General features: G+C 42.9%; 20 protein-coding genes. 19 read left to right on the top strand and 1 reads right to left on the bottom strand.

Features of this window, described 5'->3' with window-relative positions:
- Positions 1–68 precede the first annotated feature (68 nt).
- The 16 genes from purC to NST97_RS10915 all read left to right on the top strand — a co-directional run bounded on the left by purC (position 69) and on the right by NST97_RS10915 (position 19,563).
- Positions 69–800, top strand: coding sequence for a phosphoribosylaminoimidazolesuccinocarboxamide synthase (gene purC, locus NST97_RS10990; protein WP_063388827.1), 732 nt, complete (start codon positions 69–71; stop codon positions 798–800).
- Positions 788–1,042 carry a phosphoribosylformylglycinamidine synthase subunit PurS gene (gene purS / locus NST97_RS10985; RefSeq protein WP_063388826.1) on the top strand — a complete coding sequence of 85 codons (255 nt, stop codon included), beginning with the start codon at positions 788–790 and terminating at the stop codon, positions 1,040–1,042. Before purC ends, purS begins: the two co-directional genes overlap by 13 nt.
- Complete coding sequence (gene purQ / locus NST97_RS10980) at positions 1,039–1,722, top strand: phosphoribosylformylglycinamidine synthase subunit PurQ (protein WP_130156646.1); 684 nt, start codon at positions 1,039–1,041, stop codon at positions 1,720–1,722. The genes purS and purQ overlap by 4 nt, the downstream gene beginning before the upstream one ends.
- Positions 1,706–3,922, top strand: coding sequence for a phosphoribosylformylglycinamidine synthase subunit PurL (gene purL / locus NST97_RS10975; RefSeq protein WP_066252092.1), 2,217 nt, complete (start codon positions 1,706–1,708; stop codon positions 3,920–3,922). The genes purQ and purL overlap by 17 nt, the downstream gene beginning before the upstream one ends.
- On the top strand, positions 3,907–5,316 hold the full coding sequence (gene purF, locus NST97_RS10970; RefSeq protein WP_063388823.1) for an amidophosphoribosyltransferase: 1,410 nt from the start codon (positions 3,907–3,909) through the stop codon (positions 5,314–5,316). Before purL ends, purF begins: the two co-directional genes overlap by 16 nt.
- A 26-nt stretch (positions 5,317–5,342) precedes the next feature.
- Complete coding sequence (gene purM, locus NST97_RS10965; protein ID WP_311066580.1) at positions 5,343–6,383, top strand: phosphoribosylformylglycinamidine cyclo-ligase; 1,041 nt, start codon at positions 5,343–5,345, stop codon at positions 6,381–6,383.
- Positions 6,380–6,961 (top strand): phosphoribosylglycinamide formyltransferase, encoded by a 582-nt coding sequence (purN, locus tag NST97_RS10960; RefSeq protein WP_066252087.1) that lies wholly within the window; start codon positions 6,380–6,382, stop codon positions 6,959–6,961. The genes purM and purN overlap by 4 nt, the downstream gene beginning before the upstream one ends.
- On the top strand, positions 6,958–8,496 hold the full coding sequence (gene purH, locus NST97_RS10955) for a bifunctional phosphoribosylaminoimidazolecarboxamide formyltransferase/IMP cyclohydrolase (RefSeq protein ID WP_311066579.1): 1,539 nt from the start codon (positions 6,958–6,960) through the stop codon (positions 8,494–8,496). The genes purN and purH overlap by 4 nt, the downstream gene beginning before the upstream one ends.
- 18 nt (positions 8,497–8,514) lie before the next feature.
- Positions 8,515–9,765 carry a phosphoribosylamine--glycine ligase gene (gene purD, locus NST97_RS10950; RefSeq protein WP_094246367.1) on the top strand — a complete coding sequence of 417 codons (1,251 nt, stop codon included), beginning with the start codon at positions 8,515–8,517 and terminating at the stop codon, positions 9,763–9,765.
- A 372-nt stretch (positions 9,766–10,137) separates the two neighbouring features.
- The gene (locus NST97_RS10945) at positions 10,138–11,877 is read left to right on the top strand and encodes an adenine deaminase C-terminal domain-containing protein (protein ID WP_341343223.1); all 1,740 of its coding nucleotides are present in this window, start codon (positions 10,138–10,140) and stop codon (positions 11,875–11,877) included.
- A 37-nt stretch (positions 11,878–11,914) separates the two neighbouring features.
- Positions 11,915–12,952: a DUF3048 domain-containing protein gene (locus NST97_RS10940; RefSeq protein WP_341343222.1), complete on the top strand. Its 1,038-nt coding sequence runs from the start codon at positions 11,915–11,917 to the stop codon at positions 12,950–12,952.
- Between the two features lie 3 nt (positions 12,953–12,955).
- Positions 12,956–13,261, top strand: coding sequence for a YerC/YecD family TrpR-related protein (locus NST97_RS10935; protein ID WP_341343221.1), 306 nt, complete (start codon positions 12,956–12,958; stop codon positions 13,259–13,261).
- A gap of 210 nt (positions 13,262–13,471) precedes the next feature.
- Positions 13,472–14,158 carry a heptaprenylglyceryl phosphate synthase gene (locus tag NST97_RS10930; protein WP_066250770.1) on the top strand — a complete coding sequence of 229 codons (687 nt, stop codon included), beginning with the start codon at positions 13,472–13,474 and terminating at the stop codon, positions 14,156–14,158.
- Between the two features lie 27 nt (positions 14,159–14,185).
- Positions 14,186–16,366 (top strand): DNA helicase PcrA, encoded by a 2,181-nt coding sequence (gene pcrA, locus NST97_RS10925; protein WP_341343220.1) that lies wholly within the window; start codon positions 14,186–14,188, stop codon positions 16,364–16,366.
- Positions 16,367–16,392: 26 nt separating this feature from the next.
- Positions 16,393–18,396 (top strand): NAD-dependent DNA ligase LigA, encoded by a 2,004-nt coding sequence (ligA, locus tag NST97_RS10920; RefSeq protein ID WP_341343219.1) that lies wholly within the window; start codon positions 16,393–16,395, stop codon positions 18,394–18,396.
- Positions 18,397–18,411: 15 nt separating this feature from the next.
- On the top strand, positions 18,412–19,563 hold the full coding sequence (locus NST97_RS10915; RefSeq protein ID WP_340882213.1) for a CamS family sex pheromone protein: 1,152 nt from the start codon (positions 18,412–18,414) through the stop codon (positions 19,561–19,563).
- 85 nt (positions 19,564–19,648) lie between these two features.
- On the opposite strand, the gene NST97_RS10910 is transcribed toward NST97_RS10915, so the two are convergent.
- Positions 19,649–19,807, bottom strand: coding sequence for a YjcZ family sporulation protein (locus NST97_RS10910; RefSeq protein WP_082829587.1), 159 nt, complete (start codon positions 19,805–19,807; stop codon positions 19,649–19,651).
- A 273-nt stretch (positions 19,808–20,080) separates the two neighbouring features.
- Between NST97_RS10910 and gatC the strand changes: the two genes are divergently transcribed.
- From gatC to gatB, 3 genes are read left to right on the top strand one after another with little or no spacing between them, the layout of a single operon-like run.
- On the top strand, positions 20,081–20,371 hold the full coding sequence (gene gatC, locus NST97_RS10905; protein ID WP_063388808.1) for an Asp-tRNA(Asn)/Glu-tRNA(Gln) amidotransferase subunit GatC: 291 nt from the start codon (positions 20,081–20,083) through the stop codon (positions 20,369–20,371).
- A 16-nt stretch (positions 20,372–20,387) separates the two neighbouring features.
- Positions 20,388–21,845, top strand: coding sequence for an Asp-tRNA(Asn)/Glu-tRNA(Gln) amidotransferase subunit GatA (gatA, locus tag NST97_RS10900; protein WP_094244375.1), 1,458 nt, complete (start codon positions 20,388–20,390; stop codon positions 21,843–21,845).
- A 13-nt stretch (positions 21,846–21,858) separates the two neighbouring features.
- Positions 21,859–23,289 carry an Asp-tRNA(Asn)/Glu-tRNA(Gln) amidotransferase subunit GatB gene (gene gatB, locus NST97_RS10895; RefSeq protein ID WP_144597463.1) on the top strand — a complete coding sequence of 477 codons (1,431 nt, stop codon included), beginning with the start codon at positions 21,859–21,861 and terminating at the stop codon, positions 23,287–23,289.
- Positions 23,290–23,359 lie beyond the last annotated feature (70 nt).

The following is a 23,359-nucleotide window of genomic DNA, read 5'->3' as shown; positions in this document are numbered from 1 at the left end:
ATCGCAAAAACTGCCCTGCCCCTTGACATAAAATGAAAGGCCAATATTCCGCATTAGGAGGCATGATCATGACCGTTCAAAAGGGCTCATTGCTGTACGAAGGAAAAGCGAAAAAAATTTATGAAACAGACGATCCCAACATTTTTCTTGTTTATTATAAAGATTCCGCTACCGCGTTTAATGGGGAGAAAAAAGCTGAGATTGTAGGCAAAGGACAGCTAAACAATGAAATTTCAAGTTTGCTGTTTGAAAAGTTAAATGAACACGGCATTCCGACCCACTTTGTTCAAAAAATTTCGTCAAATGAACAGCTTGTCAAACGGGTGACAATCATTCCGATTGAAGTAGTTGTACGAAATATTGTGGCAGGAAGCTTATCCAAAAGATTGGGCATTGCCGAAGGAACTGAGATTAAAAAGCCGATCATTGAGTTCTACTATAAAAATGATGACCTGGGAGACCCTTTAATTAACAGTTTCCATATTGAACTACTAGAGCTTGCGGATAAAGAGCAGCTGGATGAAATAAAAACATTAGCTTTCAAAGTAAACGATATTTTATTGAAGCATTTTCATGAAAGAAACGTGAGACTAGTAGATTTTAAGCTTGAATTTGGCTTGCTAAACGACGGAACGCTTGTTGTTGCAGATGAAATTTCCCCTGATACGTGCCGACTTTGGGACAAACATACAAATGAAAAGCTTGATAAAGATGTGTTCCGCCGGGATATCGGCAATTTGACGGATGCTTATAAAGAAATTTTAAAACGTTTAGGAGGTACAGTTCCATGTACAGAGTAAAAGTATATGTTACATTGCGTGAAAGTGTGCTTGATCCTCAAGGAAATGCGGTGAAAAATGCTTTACATTCAATGAATTTCAACGAAGTGGAAGATGTTCGGATCGGGAAGTACATGGAGCTAGCAATCGGAAAAACGGATCGAAATGTCGAAGAGATTGTCGACGAAATGTGTAAAAAGCTTTTAGCAAATCCTGTGATTGAAGACTACCGTTATGAAATAGAGGAGGTAGCCGTCAAGTGAAATTTGCCGTGATCGTTTTTCCGGGTTCCAATTGTGACGTTGACATGTACCATGCCATTAAAGACGAACTGGGAGAGGAAGTCGAATACGTTTGGCATGACGCTCAAGATTTAAGTGGCTTCGATGGCATTCTCCTTCCCGGCGGCTTCTCATACGGCGATTATTTGCGCAGTGGAGCCATTGCCCGTTTTGCCAATGTCATGAAGGAAGTTGTGAAAGCTGCAGATGAAGGGAAGCCTGTACTTGGCGTTTGCAACGGGTTTCAGATTTTGCTTGAGGCTGGTCTTCTTCCGGGTGCCATGAGACGGAACGAGAAGCTGAAATTTATTTGCCGCCCAGTGAATTTAAAGGTGGAAAACAACGAAACGATGTTTTCGAACAAATATGATAAGGGCGAGATTATCACCATTCCGATCGCACATGGGGAAGGAAATTATTATTGTGATGAAAAAACTCTTGAAGAGTTAATCGCAAACAAGCAAATTGTTTTTACGTATCAAGATAATCCGAACGGAAGCTTAAATAACATTGCAGGCATCGTAAATAAACGCGGCAATGTCCTTGGAATGATGCCGCATCCGGAACGGGCAGTCAGCGAACTTTTAGGAAACACAGACGGGTTGAAATTGTTTCAATCGATTGTAAGAAGTTGGAGGGAAGCTCATGTCACAAATTCTTGAACCAAGTCCAGAAATGATAAAAAACGACAAAATTTATAAGCAAATGGGAGTTAGTGATGAGGAGTTTGCCCTCATTGAAAAAATTTTAGGACGATTGCCGAATTACACGGAAATTGGAATTTTTTCTGTTATGTGGTCAGAGCATTGCAGCTACAAAAATTCAAAACCAGTATTAAAAAAGTTTCCAACAAAAGGAGAACGTGTGCTGCAAGGACCTGGTGAAGGAGCAGGGATTGTTGATATCGGCGACAATCAAGCCGTCGTCTTTAAAATAGAAAGCCATAACCACCCTTCTGCAATTGAACCGTATCAAGGTGCAGCAACAGGAGTCGGAGGCATTATTCGCGATGTTTTCTCGATGGGAGCCAGACCAATCGCTCTCCTTAACTCTCTTCGCTTTGGGGAACTTACAAGCCCGCGTGTCAAATATTTGTTTGAAGAAGTTGTCGCTGGCATTGCCGGATACGGTAACTGTATCGGAATTCCAACCGTTGGAGGAGAAGTGCAGTTTGACGCTTCCTATGAAGGAAATCCGCTGGTCAATGCGATGTGTGTCGGACTCATAAACCATGAAGATATCAAAAAAGGGCAAGCAACTGGTGTCGGCAATACAGTGATGTACGTCGGAGCCAAAACCGGAAGAGACGGCATTCACGGAGCTACATTTGCTTCCGAAGAATTGTCGGAAGCTTCCGAAGAAAAGCGTCCGGCTGTTCAAGTTGGAGATCCTTTCATGGAAAAACTGCTTTTGGAAGCTTGCCTTGAAGTAATCAAATCTGATGCACTTGTCGGCATTCAAGATATGGGAGCAGCGGGGCTTACAAGCTCATCGGCAGAAATGGCGAGCAAGGCGGGATCAGGAATTGAAATGAACTTGGATCTTGTTCCTCAGCGGGAAGCAGGAATGACTCCTTATGAGATGATGTTATCCGAATCACAGGAAAGAATGCTTCTCGTAATTAAAAAAGGGCGGGAGCAGGAAATCATTGATCTGTTTAAAAAATATGATCTGGAGGCTGCACCGATTGGTAAAGTTACAGATGACAAGATGCTGCGCCTTATTCATAAAGGAGAAATCGTTGCGGAAATTCCTGTTGATGCGCTTGCGGAAGATGCGCCTGTTTACTATAAACCGTCTAAAGAACCAGAATATTATCGCCAGTTTCAAAGCATGCCGCCCTATGTTCCAAAAGTTGACGATTACAAAGAAACGCTTCTTGCATTGCTGAAACAGCCAACGATAGCCAGCAAGGAGTGGGTATATGACCAATACGATTATATGGTGCGGACGAACACTGTCGTGGCGCCCGGTTCTGATGCGGCTGTCCTAAGAATCAGAGGGACGAAAAAAGCTTTGGCGATGACAACCGATTGCAACTCACGCTATTTATATTTAGATCCAGAAGTCGGCGGAAAAATTGCAGTTAGTGAAGCAGCAAGAAACATCGTATGTTCAGGAGCGGTGCCGCTCGCTATTACAGACTGTTTAAACTTCGGCAGTCCGGAAAAACCGGAGATTTTTTGGCAGCTTGAAAAAGCGGTGGACGGCATGAGCGAAGCGTGCTTAGCTTTAAATACACCTGTCATTGGCGGAAATGTTTCCTTGTACAATGAAACGAACGGAACAGCTATTTATCCAACTCCGGTTGTCGGGATGGTCGGACTTATTGAAGATACAGATCATATTACAACGCAATCATTTAAAGAGGCGGGCAGCATCGTTTATTTGCTTGGTGAGACAAAACTAGAATTTTCCGGAAGTGAATTGCAAAAAATGCTTGAAGGCAAGATCTTTGGCAAAGCGCCGGAAATTGATCTGGAAGAAGAGAAGCAACGTTTAGATCAGCTGTTAGCTGCAATTCGCGAAGGGCTTGTCCAGTCGGCTCATGACGTTGCCGAAGGAGGCCTGGCCGTTGCGCTAAGTGAATGCTTAATCGGAACGGGTCTTGGAGCGGAAATTACGATCAACGGTGATGCATTGGCAGGGCTGTTCAGCGAATCCCAGTCCCGCATCGTCGTTTCCGTAAAACCGGAAAACAAAGAGGCGTTTGAAAAGATTGTTCAAGCTGAAGCTATCGGAACGGTCACAAACAGCGGAATTCTTAAAATTGTCAACGGCAATGGAGAAACATTGATTCAAGCATCAGTGGAAGAGTTAGAACAAGCTTGGAAAGGAGCTATCCCATGCTTGCTGAAATAAAGGGGCTAAATGAAGAATGCGGTGTATTCGGCATATGGGGTCATAAGGACGCTGCTCAAATCACTTATTACGGTCTGCACAGCCTTCAGCATCGCGGACAAGAGGGGGCAGGGATTGTCGTAACAGACGGCGAAAAACTGACAGGGTTTAAAGGGGAAGGACTTGTCACAGAAGTGTTTGCCAATGGGGTAGACAATTTAAAAGGAACAGGAGCTATTGGCCATGTTCGCTATGCGACGGCTGGAGGAGGCGGTTATGAAAACGTCCAGCCGTTCCTTTTTCGATCGGAGCAAGGCGGTCTCGCATTAGCTCACAATGGAAATTTAGTGAATGCTTCCGGATTGAAGCATCAGCTTGAAAATCAAGGAAGCATCTTTCAAACAACGTCAGATACAGAAGTTCTTGCTCATTTAATTAAAAGAAGCGGCTATTTAGAGCTAAAAGATAAAGTGAAAAACGCGCTTACGATGATTAAAGGGGCATACGCCTTTTTAATCATGACGGAAACAGAGCTGATGATTGCCCTTGATCCGAACGGACTCCGTCCTTTATCTATTGGACGTCTAGGTGATGCATATGTTGTCGCTTCGGAAACCTGCGCTTTTGATGCTGTTGGAGCTCAGCTAGAAAGGGACGTTGAGCCTGGCGAGCTTATCATCATCAATGGTGAAGGACTGAAAAGCGAACGTTTTTCCAAAACGATTAACCGTGCGATTTGTACGATGGAATACGTTTATTTTTCACGCCCTGACAGTAATGTGGAAGGAATAAATGTTCATACTGCAAGAAAAAATCTTGGCAAACGGCTTGCGATAGAAGCGCCTGTAGAGGCGGACGTAGTGACTGGAGTTCCGGATTCCAGCATATCTGCGGCGATCGGCTATGCCGAGGCATCCGGTATACCGTACGAGCTCGGTTTAATTAAAAACCGATATGTCGGCCGTACGTTTATTCAGCCGTCCCAATCATTGCGGGAGCAAGGAGTGAAAATGAAACTTTCCCCTGTCCGCGGGGTAGTGGAAGGCAAACGGGTTGTCATGGTGGATGACTCAATCGTAAGAGGAACGACATCGAAGCGTATTGTCAAGATGCTGCGGGAAGCAGGGGCAACGGAAGTGCATGTCCGCATCAGTTCACCGCCGATTGCCAACCCTTGCTATTACGGTATTGACACCTCCACTCATGAGGAGCTGATCGCTTCTTCTCATACTGTAGAAGAAATTCGCAGCATCATTGGCGCCGATAGTCTTGCTTTCTTAAGCACAGAAGGGATGCTGGATGCGATCGGAAGGAAATATGAAGGTGAATTTCGCGGGCAATGTATGGCATGTTTTACAGGAAAATATCCGACAGACATTTATGAAGATACGATTCTTCCTCATGAGAAAGGCTAATATGACAGACCAAAGGAGGATAATTCATGTCCAAAGCGTATAGAGAAGCAGGTGTGGACATTCATGCGGGCTATGAAGCAGTTCGCCGCATGAAAAAGCATGTGGAAAAAACGAAGCGTCCCGGTGTTTTAGGAGGGATCGGCAGTTTTGGCGGAATGTTTGATCTGGCAAGCTTAGGATATAAGGAGCCGGTGCTTGTTTCCGGAACAGACGGAGTGGGAACGAAGCTGAAGCTTGCCTTTATGGCGAATAAACACGATACGATTGGAATAGACGCTGTGGCTATGTGTGTAAACGACATTTTGGCACAAGGTGCGGAGCCGCTTTTTTTCCTGGACTATTTGGGGCTCGGGAAAGCAGACCCTGAAAAAATTGAAAAAATTGTTAAAGGTGTTGCCGATGGCTGCCTGCAGGCGGGTTGTGCGCTCATCGGTGGAGAAACAGCGGAAATGCCCGGCGTATATGATGAAGATGAATACGACATTGCCGGCTTTGCTGTCGGTGTTGTCGAGAAAGAAAACATTGTCACAGGCGAACGGATCAAGCCTGGGCACTTTCTCATCGGCCTTTCATCAAACGGCATCCATTCAAACGGTTATTCACTCGTTCGCAAAGTGCTTTTGGAAGAAAATAAGCTTGATTTACATGAAATATACGAGCCTCTAACCGAAACGCTCGGAGAAGAATTGCTAAAGCCGACAAAAATTTATGTTTCTTCCGTCCTGCCGCTTGTGAAAGCATATAAAGTTGACGGCATGGCCCATATTACCGGAGGAGGGTTTATTGAAAACATCCCGAGAATGCTTCCGGAAGGGCTTGGAGCAGAAATCGATTTCGGTTCATGGCCGATTCATCCGATTTTTACCTTTATTCAACAGCAAGGAAATATCGATTTGTCTGAAATGTTTGAAGTGTTCAATATGGGAATCGGCTTTGTTCTGGCGGTCGAAGAAGATGTTGTTCAGCAGTGCCTTAATGAGCTTGAAAAGCTGGGAGAAAAGGCTTTTCTCATCGGCCGGGTAAAAGAAGGAAGCGGAATTCGGCTGAAAGGAGGGCCTTTTTCATGAAGCGGATCGCGGTGTTTGCATCCGGGAGCGGCTCTAATTTCCAAGCGATTGTAGACCATGTAAAGAGCGGGAAGCTAAAAGCAAATGTGATGCTTTTAGTTTGTGATAAACCCGGTGCTAAAGTGGTGGAGCGGGCAGAAAAGGAGCAGATTCCTGCTTTTGTTTTTGATCCGAAGCAATATGAGTCGAAGGAACAGTTTGAAGAAGATATTTTACAGCAATTGAGGCACTATCAAGTGGACTTTATCGTGCTGGCCGGCTACATGCGTTTAATCGGCCACACTCTTCTTGACGCTTTTGCGGGGAGAATTGTGAATATACATCCTTCCTTGCTTCCTGCATTTCCGGGAAAACATGCAATTGAACAAGCGCTCCGTGCCGGCGTAAAAATTACGGGTGTCACCATCCATTATGTTGATGAAGGAATGGATACAGGCCCGATCATCGCTCAGCGTGCGGTTGAAATCAGCGAAGATGATGATGCTAATACACTTGCAGAGAAAATCCATAAAATCGAGCATTCATTTTATCCTGAAACAATAGGAAAAATTTTAGAAAAATTAGAGGTGAAAGCATGACAATCAGACGGGCAATTGTCAGTGTATCTAATAAAGCAAACATCATTCCGTTTGTGCAAGAGCTTGTCAATCTTGGGATCGAAGTAATCTCCACTGGCGGAACGAAAAAGCTTCTTGAGGAAAATGGAATAGATGTCATTGGAATTCAGGAAGTAACCGGTTTTCCGGAAATTATGGACGGAAGAGTTAAAACGCTGCATCCTGTTATTCACGGGGGGCTGCTAGCGGTTCGCAGCAATGATATCCATATGAAGCAGATGGAGGAAAACGGTATTCAACCGATTGACTTAGTCGTTGTGAATTTATATCCGTTTAAAGAGACAATTGCCAAAGATGGCGTGACTTTTGAGGAAGCGATCGAGAACATTGACATCGGCGGGCCGACGATGCTTCGGGCTGCTGCAAAAAATCACCAAGATGTAGTAGTTGTCGTTGATCCTGAAGATTATCCCGTCATTTTAGCCGAACTGAAAGAGAACGGAGAAGTAAGCATAGAAACAAAACGGAAGTTGGCTGCCAAAGTATTCCGTCATACTGCTGCATACGATGCACTGATTGCGGAATATTTAACAGAGCAGGCAGGGGAAGAAGAGCCTGAATCGATTACTGTGACATTTGAAAGGAAGCAATCCCTTCGTTATGGGGAAAATCCTCACCAACAGGCAACGTTCTATAAAAAGCCGATCACGCCTCCATCATCTATTGCCGAAGCCGTCCAGCTCCATGGAAAGGAATTGTCGTATAACAACATTAAAGATGCGGATGCGGCACTTAGCATTGTCAAAGAATTTGATGGACCGGCAGCGGTCGCTGTTAAGCATATGAATCCGTGCGGCGTCGGCGCAGGTGAAACCATTTTTGAAGCTTATAATCGGGCATATGAGGCGGACCCGACTTCAATTTTCGGCGGCATTGTTGCACTGAATCGTGAAGTTGATCAGAAAACGGCTGAAAAAATGAGCGAAATTTTTTTGGAAATTATCATTGCCCCTTCGTTTAGCCAAGAAGCTCTTGAAATATTAACGAAAAAGAAAAATATTCGATTGTTAACGATCGACTTTTCGAAAAAATTCCAACCGGAGAAGCAGCTGACATCTGTTTACGGCGGCCTTCTTGTTCAAGATCAAGATATTTATACGCTCGATGACGCGAACATTTCAATCCCAACAAAAAGACAGCCGACTGAACAAGAATGGAAGGACTTAAAGCTTGGCTGGAAAGTCGTGAAGCACGTCAAGTCAAATGCGATTGTTTTGGCAAAAGATGAAATGACCGTTGGTGTTGGTGCAGGCCAAATGAACCGGGTTGGTGCTGCCAAAATCGCGATTGCACAGGCTGGCGAGAAAGCGAAAGGCAGTGCACTTGCATCAGATGCGTTCTTCCCAATGCCTGACACCGTTGAAGAAGCAGCGAAAGCAGGAGTTACAGCAATCATACAACCAGGCGGATCCATTCGCGATGAAGATTCGATAAAAAAAGCGGATGAATACGGAATTGCAATGGTCTTTACTGGAGTCCGTCATTTCAAACATTAAGAAAGGGGATGACTGATGATGAAAGTACTTGTTATTGGAAAAGGGGGCCGAGAGCATGCGATCGCTTGGAAGGCGGCCAAAAGCCCTCTCGTTGAAAAAGTGTATGTCGCGCCTGGCAATGATGGTATGAAAGACGTTGCAATAAGAGTTCCGATTTCAGAAGAACAAACAGACGAATTGATCCAATTTGCCAAAACAAACAACATTGATTTAACCATTGTCGGTCCTGAAATTCCTTTAATGAACGGTATTGTCAACGAATTTGAAGACGCTGGATTAACTGTATTCGGACCGAGGAAAGAAGCGGCAATTATTGAAGGAAGCAAATCATTTGCAAAAAATTTAATGAAAAAATATAACATTCCGACTGCCAATTATGAAACGTTCTCTGATTTTGCCAAAGCGAAGCAATATGTAGAAGAAAAAGGCGCCCCGATTGTGATTAAAGCGGATGGGCTTGCGGCGGGAAAAGGTGTCGTTGTTGCGATGACAAATGAAGAAGCAATTGACACGCTGTCCGGCTATTTAAAGGAAAATAAGCTGGGAGAAGCAGGAAAATCCGTTGTAATTGAAGAATTTTTGACAGGTGAAGAGTTTTCCCTTATGGCTTTCGTAAACGGGGAAAACATTTACCCGATGGTGATTGCGCAGGATCATAAGCGGGCCTTTGACGGAGACAAAGGACCGAATACAGGTGGAATGGGGGCTTATTCTCCTGTCCCGCAGATTTCTGATGATGTTGTTCAAGAGTCTGTAGAGAAAATTTTAAAGCCGGTAGCGAAAGCTTTGAAAAATGAAGGAGCGGCATTTACCGGTATTCTTTATGCCGGCCTCATGCTGACAAAAGACGGCCCGAAGGTGATTGAATTCAATGCGCGATTTGGAGATCCAGAAACACAGGTAGTTCTTCCTCGGCTAAAATCAGACCTTATCGATGTGATGTTGAAAGTGTTAAAAGGAGAACCGGTTGAACTTGAATGGACAGATCAGGCGGTGTTGGGAGTCGTTGTGGCGGCGGAAGGCTATCCGGGCAGCTATAAGAAAGGAACACCGATCGGTTTGTTAAAGGTTGGTGCGGATGCCCTTTTATTCCATGCCGGAACAAAAGAGGAAGGCGGCCAATTTGTAACAGACGGGGGTCGTGTATACCTTGTGGCGTCATTTGGAGATAATTTAAAAAATGCGCAAGAAAAAGTGTACAAGCAATTAAAAGAGCTTGAGACGGAAGGTTTGTTTTATCGTAAAGACATCGGCTATCGCGCATTATAACGAATTTGGCTTTCAATATTCCGAACCGATGAATACTAATAAATAAAAGACATATCTACCACATATTTTATAAACCTTTCCAATGGGACAGGAGGATGTTCCTGTCCTTTTCATTTTATAAAGGAATGTAATCGGCATTTTTGACATAGCTTCTTCTTAAACAACTTCCTATTTTGACCGCTCATTATTAAAAATAAACCAGCGTTTCTTCTATTAGGAAACGATCAATCAAGAAAGCCTCTGCACCGTTATCCCAAGTTCAAAATTTTGTAAGAAACTTTAGTGCTTTAATATTTTTCATATGTTAATATATAAAGTAACAGAGTCACTATTTTGAGTAATTACTTTTAATTGAGGAGGACTGAGCAGATCATGCGATCTGGTGCTTTTTGGAAAGCCCATGAAATTCGTGAACATATAGATGTCGTTTCAAATAGATTAGCACCAACCTTGTGGTTGAAAAATGCAGTATTTTTACATCCATATTTAAACCAGTGGGTGAAGTCAAATATTTGGATTTATAAAGACCGCATTATTTATGTCGGCAATGAAGAGCCGGAAAAAACAGCAAATACGGAAATATTTGATTGCAAAGGACTTTATTTAGTTCCTGGCTATATTGAACCGCACGCCCATCCGTTTCAATTATATAATCCTCATTCGCTTGCACAACATGTATCGCAAACGGGAACTACAACACTAATATGCGATAACCTATTTTTGCTATTACAATTCCCAAAAAAGAAAGCGTTTTCTTTTGTTGAAGATATGCAATCTTCTCCAGTTCAGTTTTTTTGGTGGGCCCGCTATGACTTGCAAACGGAATGCAGAGAAGAAGATCAACTCATTCCGCCAGATGTCGTGAAACAATGGATCGAGCATCCAGCCGTTATTCAAGGAGGAGAATTGACAGGCTGGCCAAAGCTTCTTTTAGGGGATGACTTGTTTTTACACTGGATTCATGAGACAAAAAAGGTCGGGAAGCGTGTAGAAGGCCATTTTCCAGGGGCTTCTCGAAAAACATTGACAAAAATGAAATTATTTGGTGTCGATTCCGATCACGAATCTATTAGCGGAGAAGAAGTATATAATCGATTGTTATGCGGATACAGCGTGCCGCTCCGCTATTCTTCAATACGGCCGGATTTGCCGAAATTGTTGGAAGAGCTGCTTGCATTTGGAGTTAATCGTTTTGACGAAATGTTTTTTACAACGGATGGTTCAACGCCTGCTTTTTATGAAAATGGAATGATTAATCAGACCATTCAAATAGCGCTGGAGGCCGGAATTCCAGAGTTTGAGGCTTATAAAATGGCAACGTACAATGTTGCTAGATATTATATGCTTGATTCAAAATTGGGAGTAATCGGACCTGGCAGGTTAGCCTCCATCAATTTCCTGGAAGCGAAAAATAACCCGAACCCAGTGGCTGTTTTGGCGAAAGGGAAATGGATTCAAAAAGAAGGTCAGGTGTTTGATCATTTTCCTCAAGCAGACTGGAACAAATACGAAGTTGCGCCGCTTGAAATTGATTGGGATTTGACAATGGATGATCTTCAATTTTCTATGCCGATGGGATTAAAAATGAGGAACACGGTTATCATTGAGCCGTATTCCATCACCATTGACAACTTTGTTGATGAACTTCCGCTAGATCATGATGAAAGCTTCCTCGCTGTCATCGATAAAAAAGGGAAATGGCGGATCAACACAATGTTAAAAGGCTTCGCAAAGGGGATAAAAGGCTTTGCAAGCACTTATTCAACGACTGGAGACGTCGTATTGATTGGAAAAGATAAACAAGATATGATGCACGCATTTTCCAGATTGAAAGAAATCGGCGGTGGAATAGTATTAACGGAAAATGGCCAAGTGATTTATGAAATGCCTCTTAACATTAACGGCGCTGCGTCATCGAAAGATTTTAAAGAGGTCATTAAGGAAGAAAATGGTTTGGTCCAGATTATGAGAGAAAAGGGCTATAAATTTTTAGACCCGATTCACAGCCTGCTCTTTTTATCTTCCACACATTTACCATATATTCGGATTACACAGGAAGGAATTTATGATGTTATGAAAAAAACAATACTCTTTCCGACAATAATACGTTAAAATATAAAAGGGATAAATTAGTTAAGGTTGTGAATGAATGAAAAGGACATTGATTTTATTTACGATGCTTTTCTTTGTCTTTATAACAGCTTGCACGAATGAAAAAGAAAAAGAGAAAACAAATGACGAACCGTCATCATCTGAAAATCAGCCAATTGAAAAAGAAGCAGCCGTAAGCCCTTTGACAGGAAATGCTGCGACCGAAAGCATTGACAGCCGCCCAATTGCTGTCACGATTAACAACCATCCGAAAGCGAGGCCTCAATCAGGATTAAATAAAGCGGATATTGTTTACGAGGCTTTAGCTGAAGGCACGATCACGCGCTTTTTAGCCATTTATCAAAGCGAGAAGCCGGAAATTATCGGTCCAGTGAGAAGTGCGCGGGAATATTTTGTCGATTTGAGTAAAGGGTATGAAGCAATTTATATCAGCCACGGCTGGAGTCCCACTGCTAAAGAAATGCTGGAGTCAGAGCACCTAGACTATTTAAACGGTCTGTTTTATGATGGTACGCTGTTTTGGCGGGATTCCACCCGGAAAGCTCCTCATAACTCGTATATTTCTTTTGAAAATGTCGTAAAAGGAGCAAAAGAAAACGGGTATTCAATGACAAAGGAAGTTGCCCCGCTGCCTTTTCTTTCAGATGAAGAAATAAGCGGCATTTCTGGAGAAGAAATGTTAGAAGCCGTTGTTTCTTATGGTTCTAAACCGGAATGGCGCATTAAATATGCTTTCGATCAGCAGCTAGGCCGCTATAAGCGGTATTCCGGGGACGAACTGACAGTCGATCGGGAAACGGAAGAACCTGTTCTTTTAGACAACATTTTTATTGTCCAAATGGATCATCGTTTCCTTGATGATTACGGCCGCAGAACAATTGATTTAAACTCTGGGGGCGAAGGGATTCTTTTGCAAAAAGGTATGATGAAAAGGGTCGATTGGAAAAATGTGAACGGACGCATCCTTCCTTATGAAAATGGAGAACAAGTAAAATTTGTTCCCGGCCATACTTGGATCAATATCGTGCCAGATTTGGATAAGGCTTTTCAAAATTCAGCTGAGAAAGGAGAATGATGCATGCAAATTGACAAGCTGCGGGGGAGAGAGTTAGACCAATTGTTCCGGGCCATCCTTTCTTTAAGAGATTTGGAAGAATGCTACCGTTTTTTTGATGATCTTTGCACCGTCAATGAAATCCAATCGCTTGCCCAACGGTTTGAAGTTGCAAGAATGCTACAGGAAGGCTATACGTATCATAAAATTGAAACAGAAACAGGTGCATCGACAGCGACTATCTCCCGGGTAAAACGGTGCTTGAATTACGGAAATGATGCTTATGCAATGGCGCTTGAAAGAATTAAAGATGACAAGGCTTCGTCATAAATTGGGCTGCTGGATGAAATCAGCAGCTCTTTTTTAGTTTAGAACTTTTAAAACTCTGAAAGGCTTCTTCAACATAGCTTAAAAAAAACCCCCTCTCATATTAAAAAAACTCTTTCTAATACATCTACAGACTTTCATTGATTCACCATTTTTTTGTCCTATTATAATTTGATATAATAATGAAATGGTATATGAAATGGAGGATTATGTATGTATGATGTGAACGAGTGGAGACATGTGTTTAAGCTCGATCCGGATAAAGCCATTTCCGATGAACAGCTTGAAAAAATTTGCGAATCGAAAACGGACGCTGTTATCATTGGAGGAAGCGACAATGTAACGGAAGATAATGTTCTTTCTTTGCTTTCGCGGGTGCGGCGTTTTCTCGTTCCATGCGTGCTGGAAGTATCGAATTTAGAATCGATTGTTCCAGGATTTGATTTGTATTTTATTCCGACGGTTTTAAACAGCCGTAATACTACATGGATTACGGAGCTGCATCACCAAGCAATGAAAGAGTTTGGTGACATTATGAACTGGAATGATATTTTAATGGAAGGTTATTGCATTTTAAATGGAGAGTGCAAAGCGGCAAAATTGACCGAAGCAAAGACGGAGCTTAATTTGGATGATATTAAAGCGTATGCGAGAATGGCGGAGAACATGTTTCATCTTCCGCTCTTTTATTTAGAATATAGCGGAACGTACGGCAATGTTGAAGCAGTAAAAGCAGCGAAATCGGTTTTAACGAATACTAGGCTTATTTATGGGGGCGGCATTCAAAATGCTGCGCAAGCAAAAGAAATGGCCGAGCACGCTGACATCATCGTTGTCGGGAATGCCATTTATGAAAATTTACAATCAGCGCTTGAAACTGTCCGCGCTGTCAAAGGGTAAAGAAAGTGAAAATGAGGTGAGTGTTGAATGCATTTTTTGACTGAGCAGCTCCTCTCAGGTTTGAATGAACAGCAGCAAAAAGCGACGAAGCATACGGAAGGTCCTCTTTTAATCATGGCGGGTGCAGGCAGCGGCAAGACAAGGGTTCTCACCCACCGGATCGCTTATTTAATGGCAGAAAAAGGGGTAGCACCTTGGAATATTCTTGCTATTACCTTCACAAATAAAGCAGCGAGGGAAATGAAAGACCGGATTGAACAACTGCTTGGCCCTGGCGCTGAGGAAATATGGATTTCCACTTTTCACTCGATGTGCGTGCGAATCCTTCGCCGAGATATTGACCGGATCGGCGTCAATCGCAATTTTACGATATTGGATACATCAGACCAATTGTCTGTCATCAAAGGGATTTTAAAAGAACGAAACATTGATCCTAAAAAATATGATCCTCGAGCTATTCTCGGCACTATCAGCAGCGCGAAAAACGATCTCATTTCCCCGGAGGAATTTGCTCGTCAAGCAGGAGATGTGTGGGAGCAAATTGTCAGCGATATCTATATCGACTACCAAAAAAAATTGTTGAAAAACCAAGCTCTTGATTTTGATGACCTCATTATGTCAACGATACTGCTTTTTCAGCGTGTTCCAGAAGTACTCGAATATTATCAGCGGAAATTTCAATACATTCATGTTGATGAATATCAAGATACAAACCGCGCACAATACACGCTTGTAAAGATGCTGGCATCCCGTTTTCAAAATATTTGTGTTGTCGGCGATTCGGATCAATCGATTTATCGCTGGCGAGGAGCGGACATCGGAAACATTTTATCGTTTGAAAAAGATTATCCGAACGCTAAAGTGATTTTGCTTGAACAAAATTATCGTTCTACCAAGCGTATTTTGCATGCGGCCAATGAAGTCATTAAAAATAATATGAACAGAAAGCCGAAAAATTTATGGACGGAAAACCCTGAGGGGAAAAAAATTATTTACTACCGGGCTGATCACGAAATTGGGGAGGCCCAGTTTGTCGCCAAGCAAATTCAAGAGCTCGTCCAATCAGGCAAAAGAAAACTTTCCGATATTGCTGTATTGTACCGTACAAATGCACAGTCCCGTGTCATAGAGGAAGTGCTGTTAAAATCGAATATTGATTATAAAATTGTCGGCGGCATAAAGTTCTATGACCGGAAAGAAATCAAGGATATTCTTGCATACATGCGTCTAGTGGCAAACCAGAATGATGATATTAGTTTGGTGCGAATCATCAATGTTCCGAAACGGGGCATCGGTGCATCAACCGTTGAAAAAATAATGAATTATGCAGCCCAGCAAGGCATCTCGATGTTTGCTGCTTTAGAAGAAATGGAACATATCGGGGTCAGCACTCGTGCTATGAAAGTGTTGACGGAATTCCGTGAATTGATCCAGCAGCTGTCACAAATGCAAGACTATGTGTCCGTTACTGAGCTTGTGGAAGAGATTCTTGACAGAACCGGCTACAGGGAGATGCTTAAGCAGGAAAAAACATTGGAAGCCCAAGGTCGTTTAGAGAACATTGATGAATTTTTATCTGTAACTCAAAACTTTGAAAAACAAAATGAGGACAAAAGCCTCGTCGCCTTTTTAACGGATTTGGCCTTGATTGCGGACATTGACCGCATTGATGAAGAGCAATCGGAGCAGAAAGATTCCGTGTTATTGATGACGATCCATTCGGCAAAAGGTTTAGAGTTTCCGGTTGTATTTATGATCGGGATGGAAGAAGGTGTATTTCCCCACAGCCGAGCCTTGATGGAAGAGGCGGAAATGGAGGAAGAGCGCCGGCTGGCATACGTCGGGATAACGCGGGCAGAGGAAGAATTGTATGTAACAAATGCGAAAATGAGGACCCTTTTTGGAAGAACAAACATGAACCCGGAATCTCGTTTTATTGAAGAGATGCCGAAAGAGGTTTTAGAAGACTTAAATGAAAAGAAATCTCCAAAGCCGAAACTAAATAGAACAATCGGAGCGAAATCAACGGGAGGAGATGTAAAGGCTTGGTCAGTAGGTGATAAAGCCGTGCACGGAAAATGGGGTGTCGGTGTTGTCGTCCGAGTGAAAGGCGATGGGGAGGATCAAGAACTTGACGTGGCATTTCCAAGTCCTGTCGGCATAAAACGGTTGCTTGCTAAATTTGCACCAATTGAAAAAGTACAGTAACTATTTGAAGGAAGGAATTGACACATATGGACAAACGTACGGCAGAAAACCGTGTAAAAGAATTGCACAAGCTTTTGAATCAATATAATTATGAATATCACGTTCTTGACAATCCGTCTGTTCCTGACGCAGAGTATGACCGCCTCATGAGAGAACTAATAGAACTTGAAGAAAAATATCCAGAGCTGAAAACCCCTGATTCTCCCTCCCAGCGGGTGGGGGGCGCTGTTTTAGATGCTTTCCGAAAAGTGGCGCACCGCGTGCCGATGCTAAGTTTGGCAAACGCTTTTAATGAGCAGGACTTGCGTGACTTTGACAGGCGAGTCCGCCAAGCAGTTGGGGATGTCGAATATGTAGTGGAGCTGAAAATTGACGGGCTTGCGGTTTCCCTTCGATATGAAAACGGCCTGTTTGTACAAGGATCAACACGAGGAGACGGCACGACGGGGGAAGATATCACGGAAAATTTAAAAACGATCCGCTCGATCCCTTTGAGACTAAAGAAAAATTTATCGATGGAAGTGCGCGGGGAAGCATTTATGCCGAAAGCATCATTTGAGAAATTAAATGAGGAGCGCATTGCAAAAGGGGAAGTTCCGTTTGCCAATCCGAGAAACGCTGCGGCTGGTTCCTTGCGCCAGCTAGACCCAAAAATTGCCGCGAAACGAAATTTAGATATTTTCGTCTATAACATAGCAGAGCTTGGCGATACCGGAGTGTCTTCTCATAGTGAAGCATTGGACTTGCTTGATGAACTCGGCTTTAAAACAAATCGTGAACGCAGAAAATGCAAAAACATCGACGAAGTGATCGAGCTGCTTGATCAATTGTTGGAAAAGCGCTCTCAGCTTCCGTATGATATTGACGGAGTTGTAATTAAGGTTGATAGTTTGCGTCAGCAGGAAGCGCTCGGGGCAACTGCGAAAAGCCCGAGATGGGCGATTGCCTATAAGTTTCCGGCAGAAGAGGTGGTGACGAAGCTGCTGGATATTGAACTCGCTGTCGGACGCACCGGCGTCATTACCCCAACAGCGATCTTAGAGCCTGTAAAGGTTGCCGGGACAACCGTCAAACGAGCTTCCCTTCATAATGAAGATTTGATTCGGGAAAAAGATATTAAGCTTGGGGACTTCGTCGTCGTGAAAAAAGCCGGGGACATCATTCCTGAAATTGTAAATGTTCTTGTTGACAGAAGAACAGGCAATGAACAGGATTTTCGGATGCCTTCGCACTGTCCTGAATGCAATAGCGAGCTGGTCCGGTTGGAAGGAGAAGTTGCGCTTAGATGCATTAATCCAAAATGTCCGGCGCAAATTCGCGAAGGTCTCATCCATTTTGTTTCCCGAAATGCGATGAATATTGAAGGACTAGGGGAGCGCGTCATCACCCAATTGTTTAAAGAAGGCTTGATTCAAGATGTAGCGGATTTATACAAATTAACAAAACCCCAATTGCTTCAGCTTGAACGGATGGGTGAAAAATCAACGGATAATTTGTTGCACGCGATTGAACGGTCGAAGGAAAATTCGCTGGAGCGCCTTTTATTCGGTTTAGGCATTCGCTATGTCGGCGAAAAAGCCGCCAAGATTTTAGCAGAGCATTTTGAAACAATGGAGCGGCTGCAAAGCGCGACAAGAGAACAATTAATCAACATACCGGAAATCGGAGAAAAAATGGCTGATTCCATCGCTACTTTTTTTGAACAGCCTGAAGTAAAAGAATTGATTGAAGAATTAAAGTCGTTCGGCGTCAATATGACGTATAAAGGTCCGAAACGGACAATTTCAGATGAAGGGGATTCGTATTTTGCCGGTAAGACAATCGTTTTAACAGGGAAGCTTGCTGAAATGTCCCGCAATGAAGCAAAAGAACAAATTGAAGCAAGAGGCGGAAAAGTTACTGGCAGTGTGAGCAAAAAAACAGATCTTGTAATCGCTGGTGAAGATGCCGGCAGCAAGCTTGCAAAAGCTCGCGAATTAAACATAGAGGTTTGGGATGAGTCTCGTTTGCTTGAAGAACTAAGGAAATAGGAGAGGGAAGGTACCTTGAAAAAACTTTTGATCATAGCGGCAGCGTGCATGGCTGTGCTCAGTGCATGCTCGCAGGACATTGGAGAACCGGAGCAAATTGTACAAGAGACGGAAGAATCAACGGAAGAAAAAGCAATTATACCGAAATACAGAATTTCGGAAGATTATTATAAGATGCTCGTGCCTTTTAAAACGAGTGAAGCGCGAGGGCTTGTGGCAAGCAATCTCAATACAAGATTTGATGTTGATGAATTTGAAACTGGTCTTATGCGGATGGCCAGCGACAAGTTTCCAACGGATAAATATGTGTTTCAAGAAGGACAATATTTAGACAAAAAAACTGTCCAAAACTGGCTTAGCCGCAAGCTGGAAGGAAAAGATTTAGAAGAAGCGAAAAAAAAGGATAAATCTTTCAAAAATGAAGGTTTAAATCCGCCAGAAAGCTCCGAAAAAAGCCCCATTTATGTAACGCATATACTTGAACATAATTACCTTGTAAAAAAAGATGAAAAAACACTTGAGCTTGGCGGAGTGTCAATCGGTTTGGCCTTGAATTCTGTTTATTATTACCGCACGGAAGACGGCATCCAAAAAGAAAATAAAATAGACAAGGCCACCATTGAAAAGAAAGGGAAGGAAATCGCACAAGTGGTTGTGAAGAGGCTTCGAGATATAGAAGGATTAGAAAAAGTGCCGATTGTCGTTTCCCTTTACGAACAAGCGCCTAAATCTTCGATTGTTCCAGGGCACTTTTTTGCAAGAACAATCGTTGATGGCGGAAGCGAAAATATCGGAAAGTGGGAAAATATTAACGAAGAGTATTACTTTTTCCCATCTGAAGAGGGAACAAAGAAAAAACCGGACGATGCCAACACATTTAAACGTTTGAAAGGTGATATTGAAGACTTTTTCCCTAACTACACAGGTATCATTGGGAAAGCTTTTTATCAAGACGGTGAAATGAAGCAAATGAAAATAGAAATACCGGTTCAGTTTTACGGTAAAACAGAAGTCATCGCCTTTACACAATTTTTAACTGGGAAAGTTGTGGAATATTACAAAGATTATATTTCTCTGGAAGTGACCATCAACTCTTCAAGAGGCCCGGAAGCGCTCATCGTTAGAGAGCCAGGACAGGAAAAACCAACAGTTCATGTTTTTCAATAAAAAAAACAGGTGATTTCAAAAAGGGGGGATTTTGAAATCACCTTTATATTGATCGTTTTTTGGCGGGCATTTGGTTAAACGGTGTTTACCACTTTACAAAAGCAGTACCGACAATGATCAACAAAATGAACAATACTACTATAAGGGCAAATCCGCCGCCGTGTCCGAATCCACCACCGTACCCGAATCCGCCGTCATATCCTCCGTAACCGTAGCCTTGACAAGAACCGAATCCAAAACTCATGTTTTTCACCTCCGAATAATGTACCGTACAATATTTTTATATTCACGAATGAATAAAACGTTTGGACGAATGTACCTATATTTGAATTTTTGGTTGAAGTCCTTCGACGTTTTGAAAATTACATATGAAAAGAAAATCATCTGTAAGAGGGGCTTTTTTCAGCCTGCCTTCGTGCAATATTGTTTCAACATTTCGGGGGTGTTGCTTTATCTGGCTAAAATTTGATATTATCAGAGTATTGCAGTGTGTTCGAAAAAGTGGAGGTGAATTGGAATGTCACGCATTTCGAAAGAACAAGTAAAACATGTTGCGCATCTTGCCCGCTTGGCAATTACGGAAGAGGAAGCAGAGATGTTTACCAATCAGCTTGACGCGATTATAACGTTTGCTGAGCAGTTAAATGAATTGGATACGGAGAACGTTCAACCAACTTCCCACGTTTTGGATATGAAAAATGTCATGCGCGAAGATCAACCTGAGCCGGGTCTTCCACGGGAAGTTGCGTTGAAAAATGCTCCTGACCAAAAAGACGGACAATTCCGCGTACCAGCCATTCTTGAGTAAGGAGGACGAAGCGAACATGGCTCTGTTTGATCATAAAATATCTGAATTAAAACAAATGCTGCACCGAAAAGAAATTTCCGTCTCCGATCTTGTCGACGAGTCTTACAAGCGCATTCAAGAAGTCGACGGAAAGGTAGAAGCTTTCTTAACCCTCGATGAAGAACGAGCCCGGGAAAAAGCAAAACAACTGGATAATGAAATAGGAAAAAAAGATACATACGGTTTATTGTTTGGCATGCCGATAGGGATTAAAGATAACATTGTGACAAAGGATTTACGCACAACCTGTGCAAGCAAAATTCTTGAAAACTTTGACCCAATTTATGATGCAACGGTTATGCGCAAGCTGGAAGAAGCTGAAGCGATTACGATCGGCAAATTAAACATGGATGAGTTTGCGATGGGATCATCCACTGAAACGTCCGCATTTAAAAAGACGAAAAACCCATGGAATTTAGAAGCGGTTCCGGGCGGTTCCAGCGGCGGCAGCGCAGCGGCTGTCAGCGCAGGAGAAGTTCCGTTTGCACTAGGCTCTGATACAGGCGGCTCGATTCGCCAGCCGGCAGCATTCTGCGGGGTTGTTGGCTTGAAGCCTACATATGGACGAGTCTCCCGTTTCGGATTAGTCGCATTCGCGTCTTCATTAGATCAAATCGGACCGATAACAAGAACTGTTGAAGACAACGCTTACCTTCTTCAAGTCATTTCAGGTCTTGATCCAATGGATTCCACAAGTGCAAATGTGGAAGTTCCTGATTATATATCCGCTTTAACTGGAGATATTAAAGGGCTGAAAATTGCGGTTCCGAAAGAGTATTTAGGTGAAGGGGTAAGCCGTGAGTCGCGCGAGGCCGTACTGGCTGCTTTAAAAGTACTCGAAGGATTGGGCGCAGAATGGGAAGAAGTATCTTTGCCGCATTCCAAATACGGTATTGCTACATATTATTTGCTTGCCTCATCCGAAGCATCTGCGAATCTCGCCCGTTTTGACGGAGTCCGATACGGCTATCGCTCCGACAACGCTGAAACCTTGATCGATATGTATAAACAAACACGCGCGGAAGGCTTTGGGAATGAGGTAAAACGCCGCATTATGCTCGGTACATTTGCATTAAGCTCTGGATATTATGATGCTTATTACAAAAAAGCGCAGCAAGTGCGCACGCTTATTAAAAAAGATTTTGAAGACGTTTTTGAAAAATATGACGTCATCATCGGACCGACAACCCCGACTCCAGCATTTAAAATCGGCGAAAAAATTGACGATCCACTCACGATGTATGCGAACGATATTTTAACAATCAATGTGAACCTTGCCGGAGTTCCTGCTATTTCCGTACCTTGCGGATTTGCCAACGGCCTGCCGCTGGGATTGCAAATCATCGGCAAGCATTTTGACGAGAGCACCGTTTATCGCGTTGCCCATGCATACGAACAAGCAACAGACTTCCATAAACAAAAACCGGAACTGTAAGGGGTGAGAACTAATGAACTTTGAAACGGTCATCGGACTTGAAGTACATGTGGAATTGAAAACGAAATCGAAAATCTTTTCCAGTGCACCAAACGCTTTCGGTGCTGAACCAAATACAAACACAACGGTCATTGACCTCGGATACCCGGGAGTTTTGCCCGTTTTAAATAAAGAAGCCGTTGAATTCGCAATGAAAGCTGCGATGGCATTGAACTGCGAAGTGGCTACTTATACAAAGTTTGACCGGAAAAACTATTTTTATCCGGACAACCCGAAAGCATATCAAATTTCCCAATATGATCAGCCGATCGGTCAAAACGGCTGGATTGAAATTGAAGTGAACGGAAAGAAAAAGAAAATCGGCATTACGCGCCTTCATTTAGAAGAGGATGCTGGCAAATTGACGCATACTGGCGACGGCTATTCTCTTGTAGACTTTAACCGTCAAGGAACACCGCTGATTGAAATTGTATCAGAGCCGGACATCCGCTCACCTGAAGAAGCCTATGCATATTTGGAAAAATTAAAATCAATTATTCAATATACTGGCGTATCCGACTGTAAAATGGAAGAAGGATCTCTTCGCTGTGACGCAAACATTTCGCTCCGCCCGATCGGACAAAAAGAATTTGGCACAAAAACAGAATTGAAAAACTTAAACTCATTTAACTTTGTGCGCAAAGGGCTCGAATATGAAGAAAAACGTCAGGCGGAAGTGCTTTTATCCGGCGGAGTCATTCAACAAGAAACACGCCGTTTTGATGAGGCTACAGGGAAAACGATTTTAATGCGCGTGAAAGAAGGATCAGACGATTATCGTTATTTTCCTGAACCTGATTTAGTCACTCTTTACATTGATGATGAGTGGAAAGAAAGAGTCCGGTCATCGATTCCGGAGCTGCCGGATGCGCGCCAAAAACGATATGTTGAAGAGCTTGGACTCCCAGCGTATGATGCTAAAGTGCTGACAATGACGAAAGAAATGTCTGATTTCTTTGAAGCAACAGTTAAAGCCGGAGCTGATGCGAAACAAGCTTCTAACTGGCTGATGGGAGAAGTATCAGCATATTTAAATGCAGAGCAAAAAGAGTTGTCTGAAGTGGCGCTCACCCCGGAAAGTCTTGCAGGAATGATCAAGCTGATCGAAAATGGAACCATCTCCTCCAAAATCGCGAAAAAAGTGTTCAAAGAGCTGATTGAAAAAGGTGGAGACCCTGAAAAAATCGTGAAAGAAAAAGGGCTTGTTCAAATTTCTGATGAAGGTGCCATCTTAAAGCTTGTAATCGAAACATTGGATGAAAATGAGCAATCGGTTATCGACTTTAAAAACGGAAAAGATAAAGCGATTGGCTTTCTAGTCGGTCAAATTATGAAAAAAACGAAGGGGCAAGCCAACCCGCAATTAGTAAACAAATTGTTATTACAAGAAATAAAGAAACGATAATTTTAATAGACGCTCAGCTTAGCAGCTGGGTGTTTTATTTATAGTAAAATGGAAATAAAACCCATCCGTG

The organism is Aeribacillus sp. FSL K6-1305 (assembly GCF_038050115.1).
Taxonomy (GTDB): domain Bacteria; phylum Bacillota; class Bacilli; order Bacillales; family Aeribacillaceae; genus Aeribacillus; species Aeribacillus composti.
This window is presented reverse-complemented; position numbering and strand designations above follow the sequence as displayed.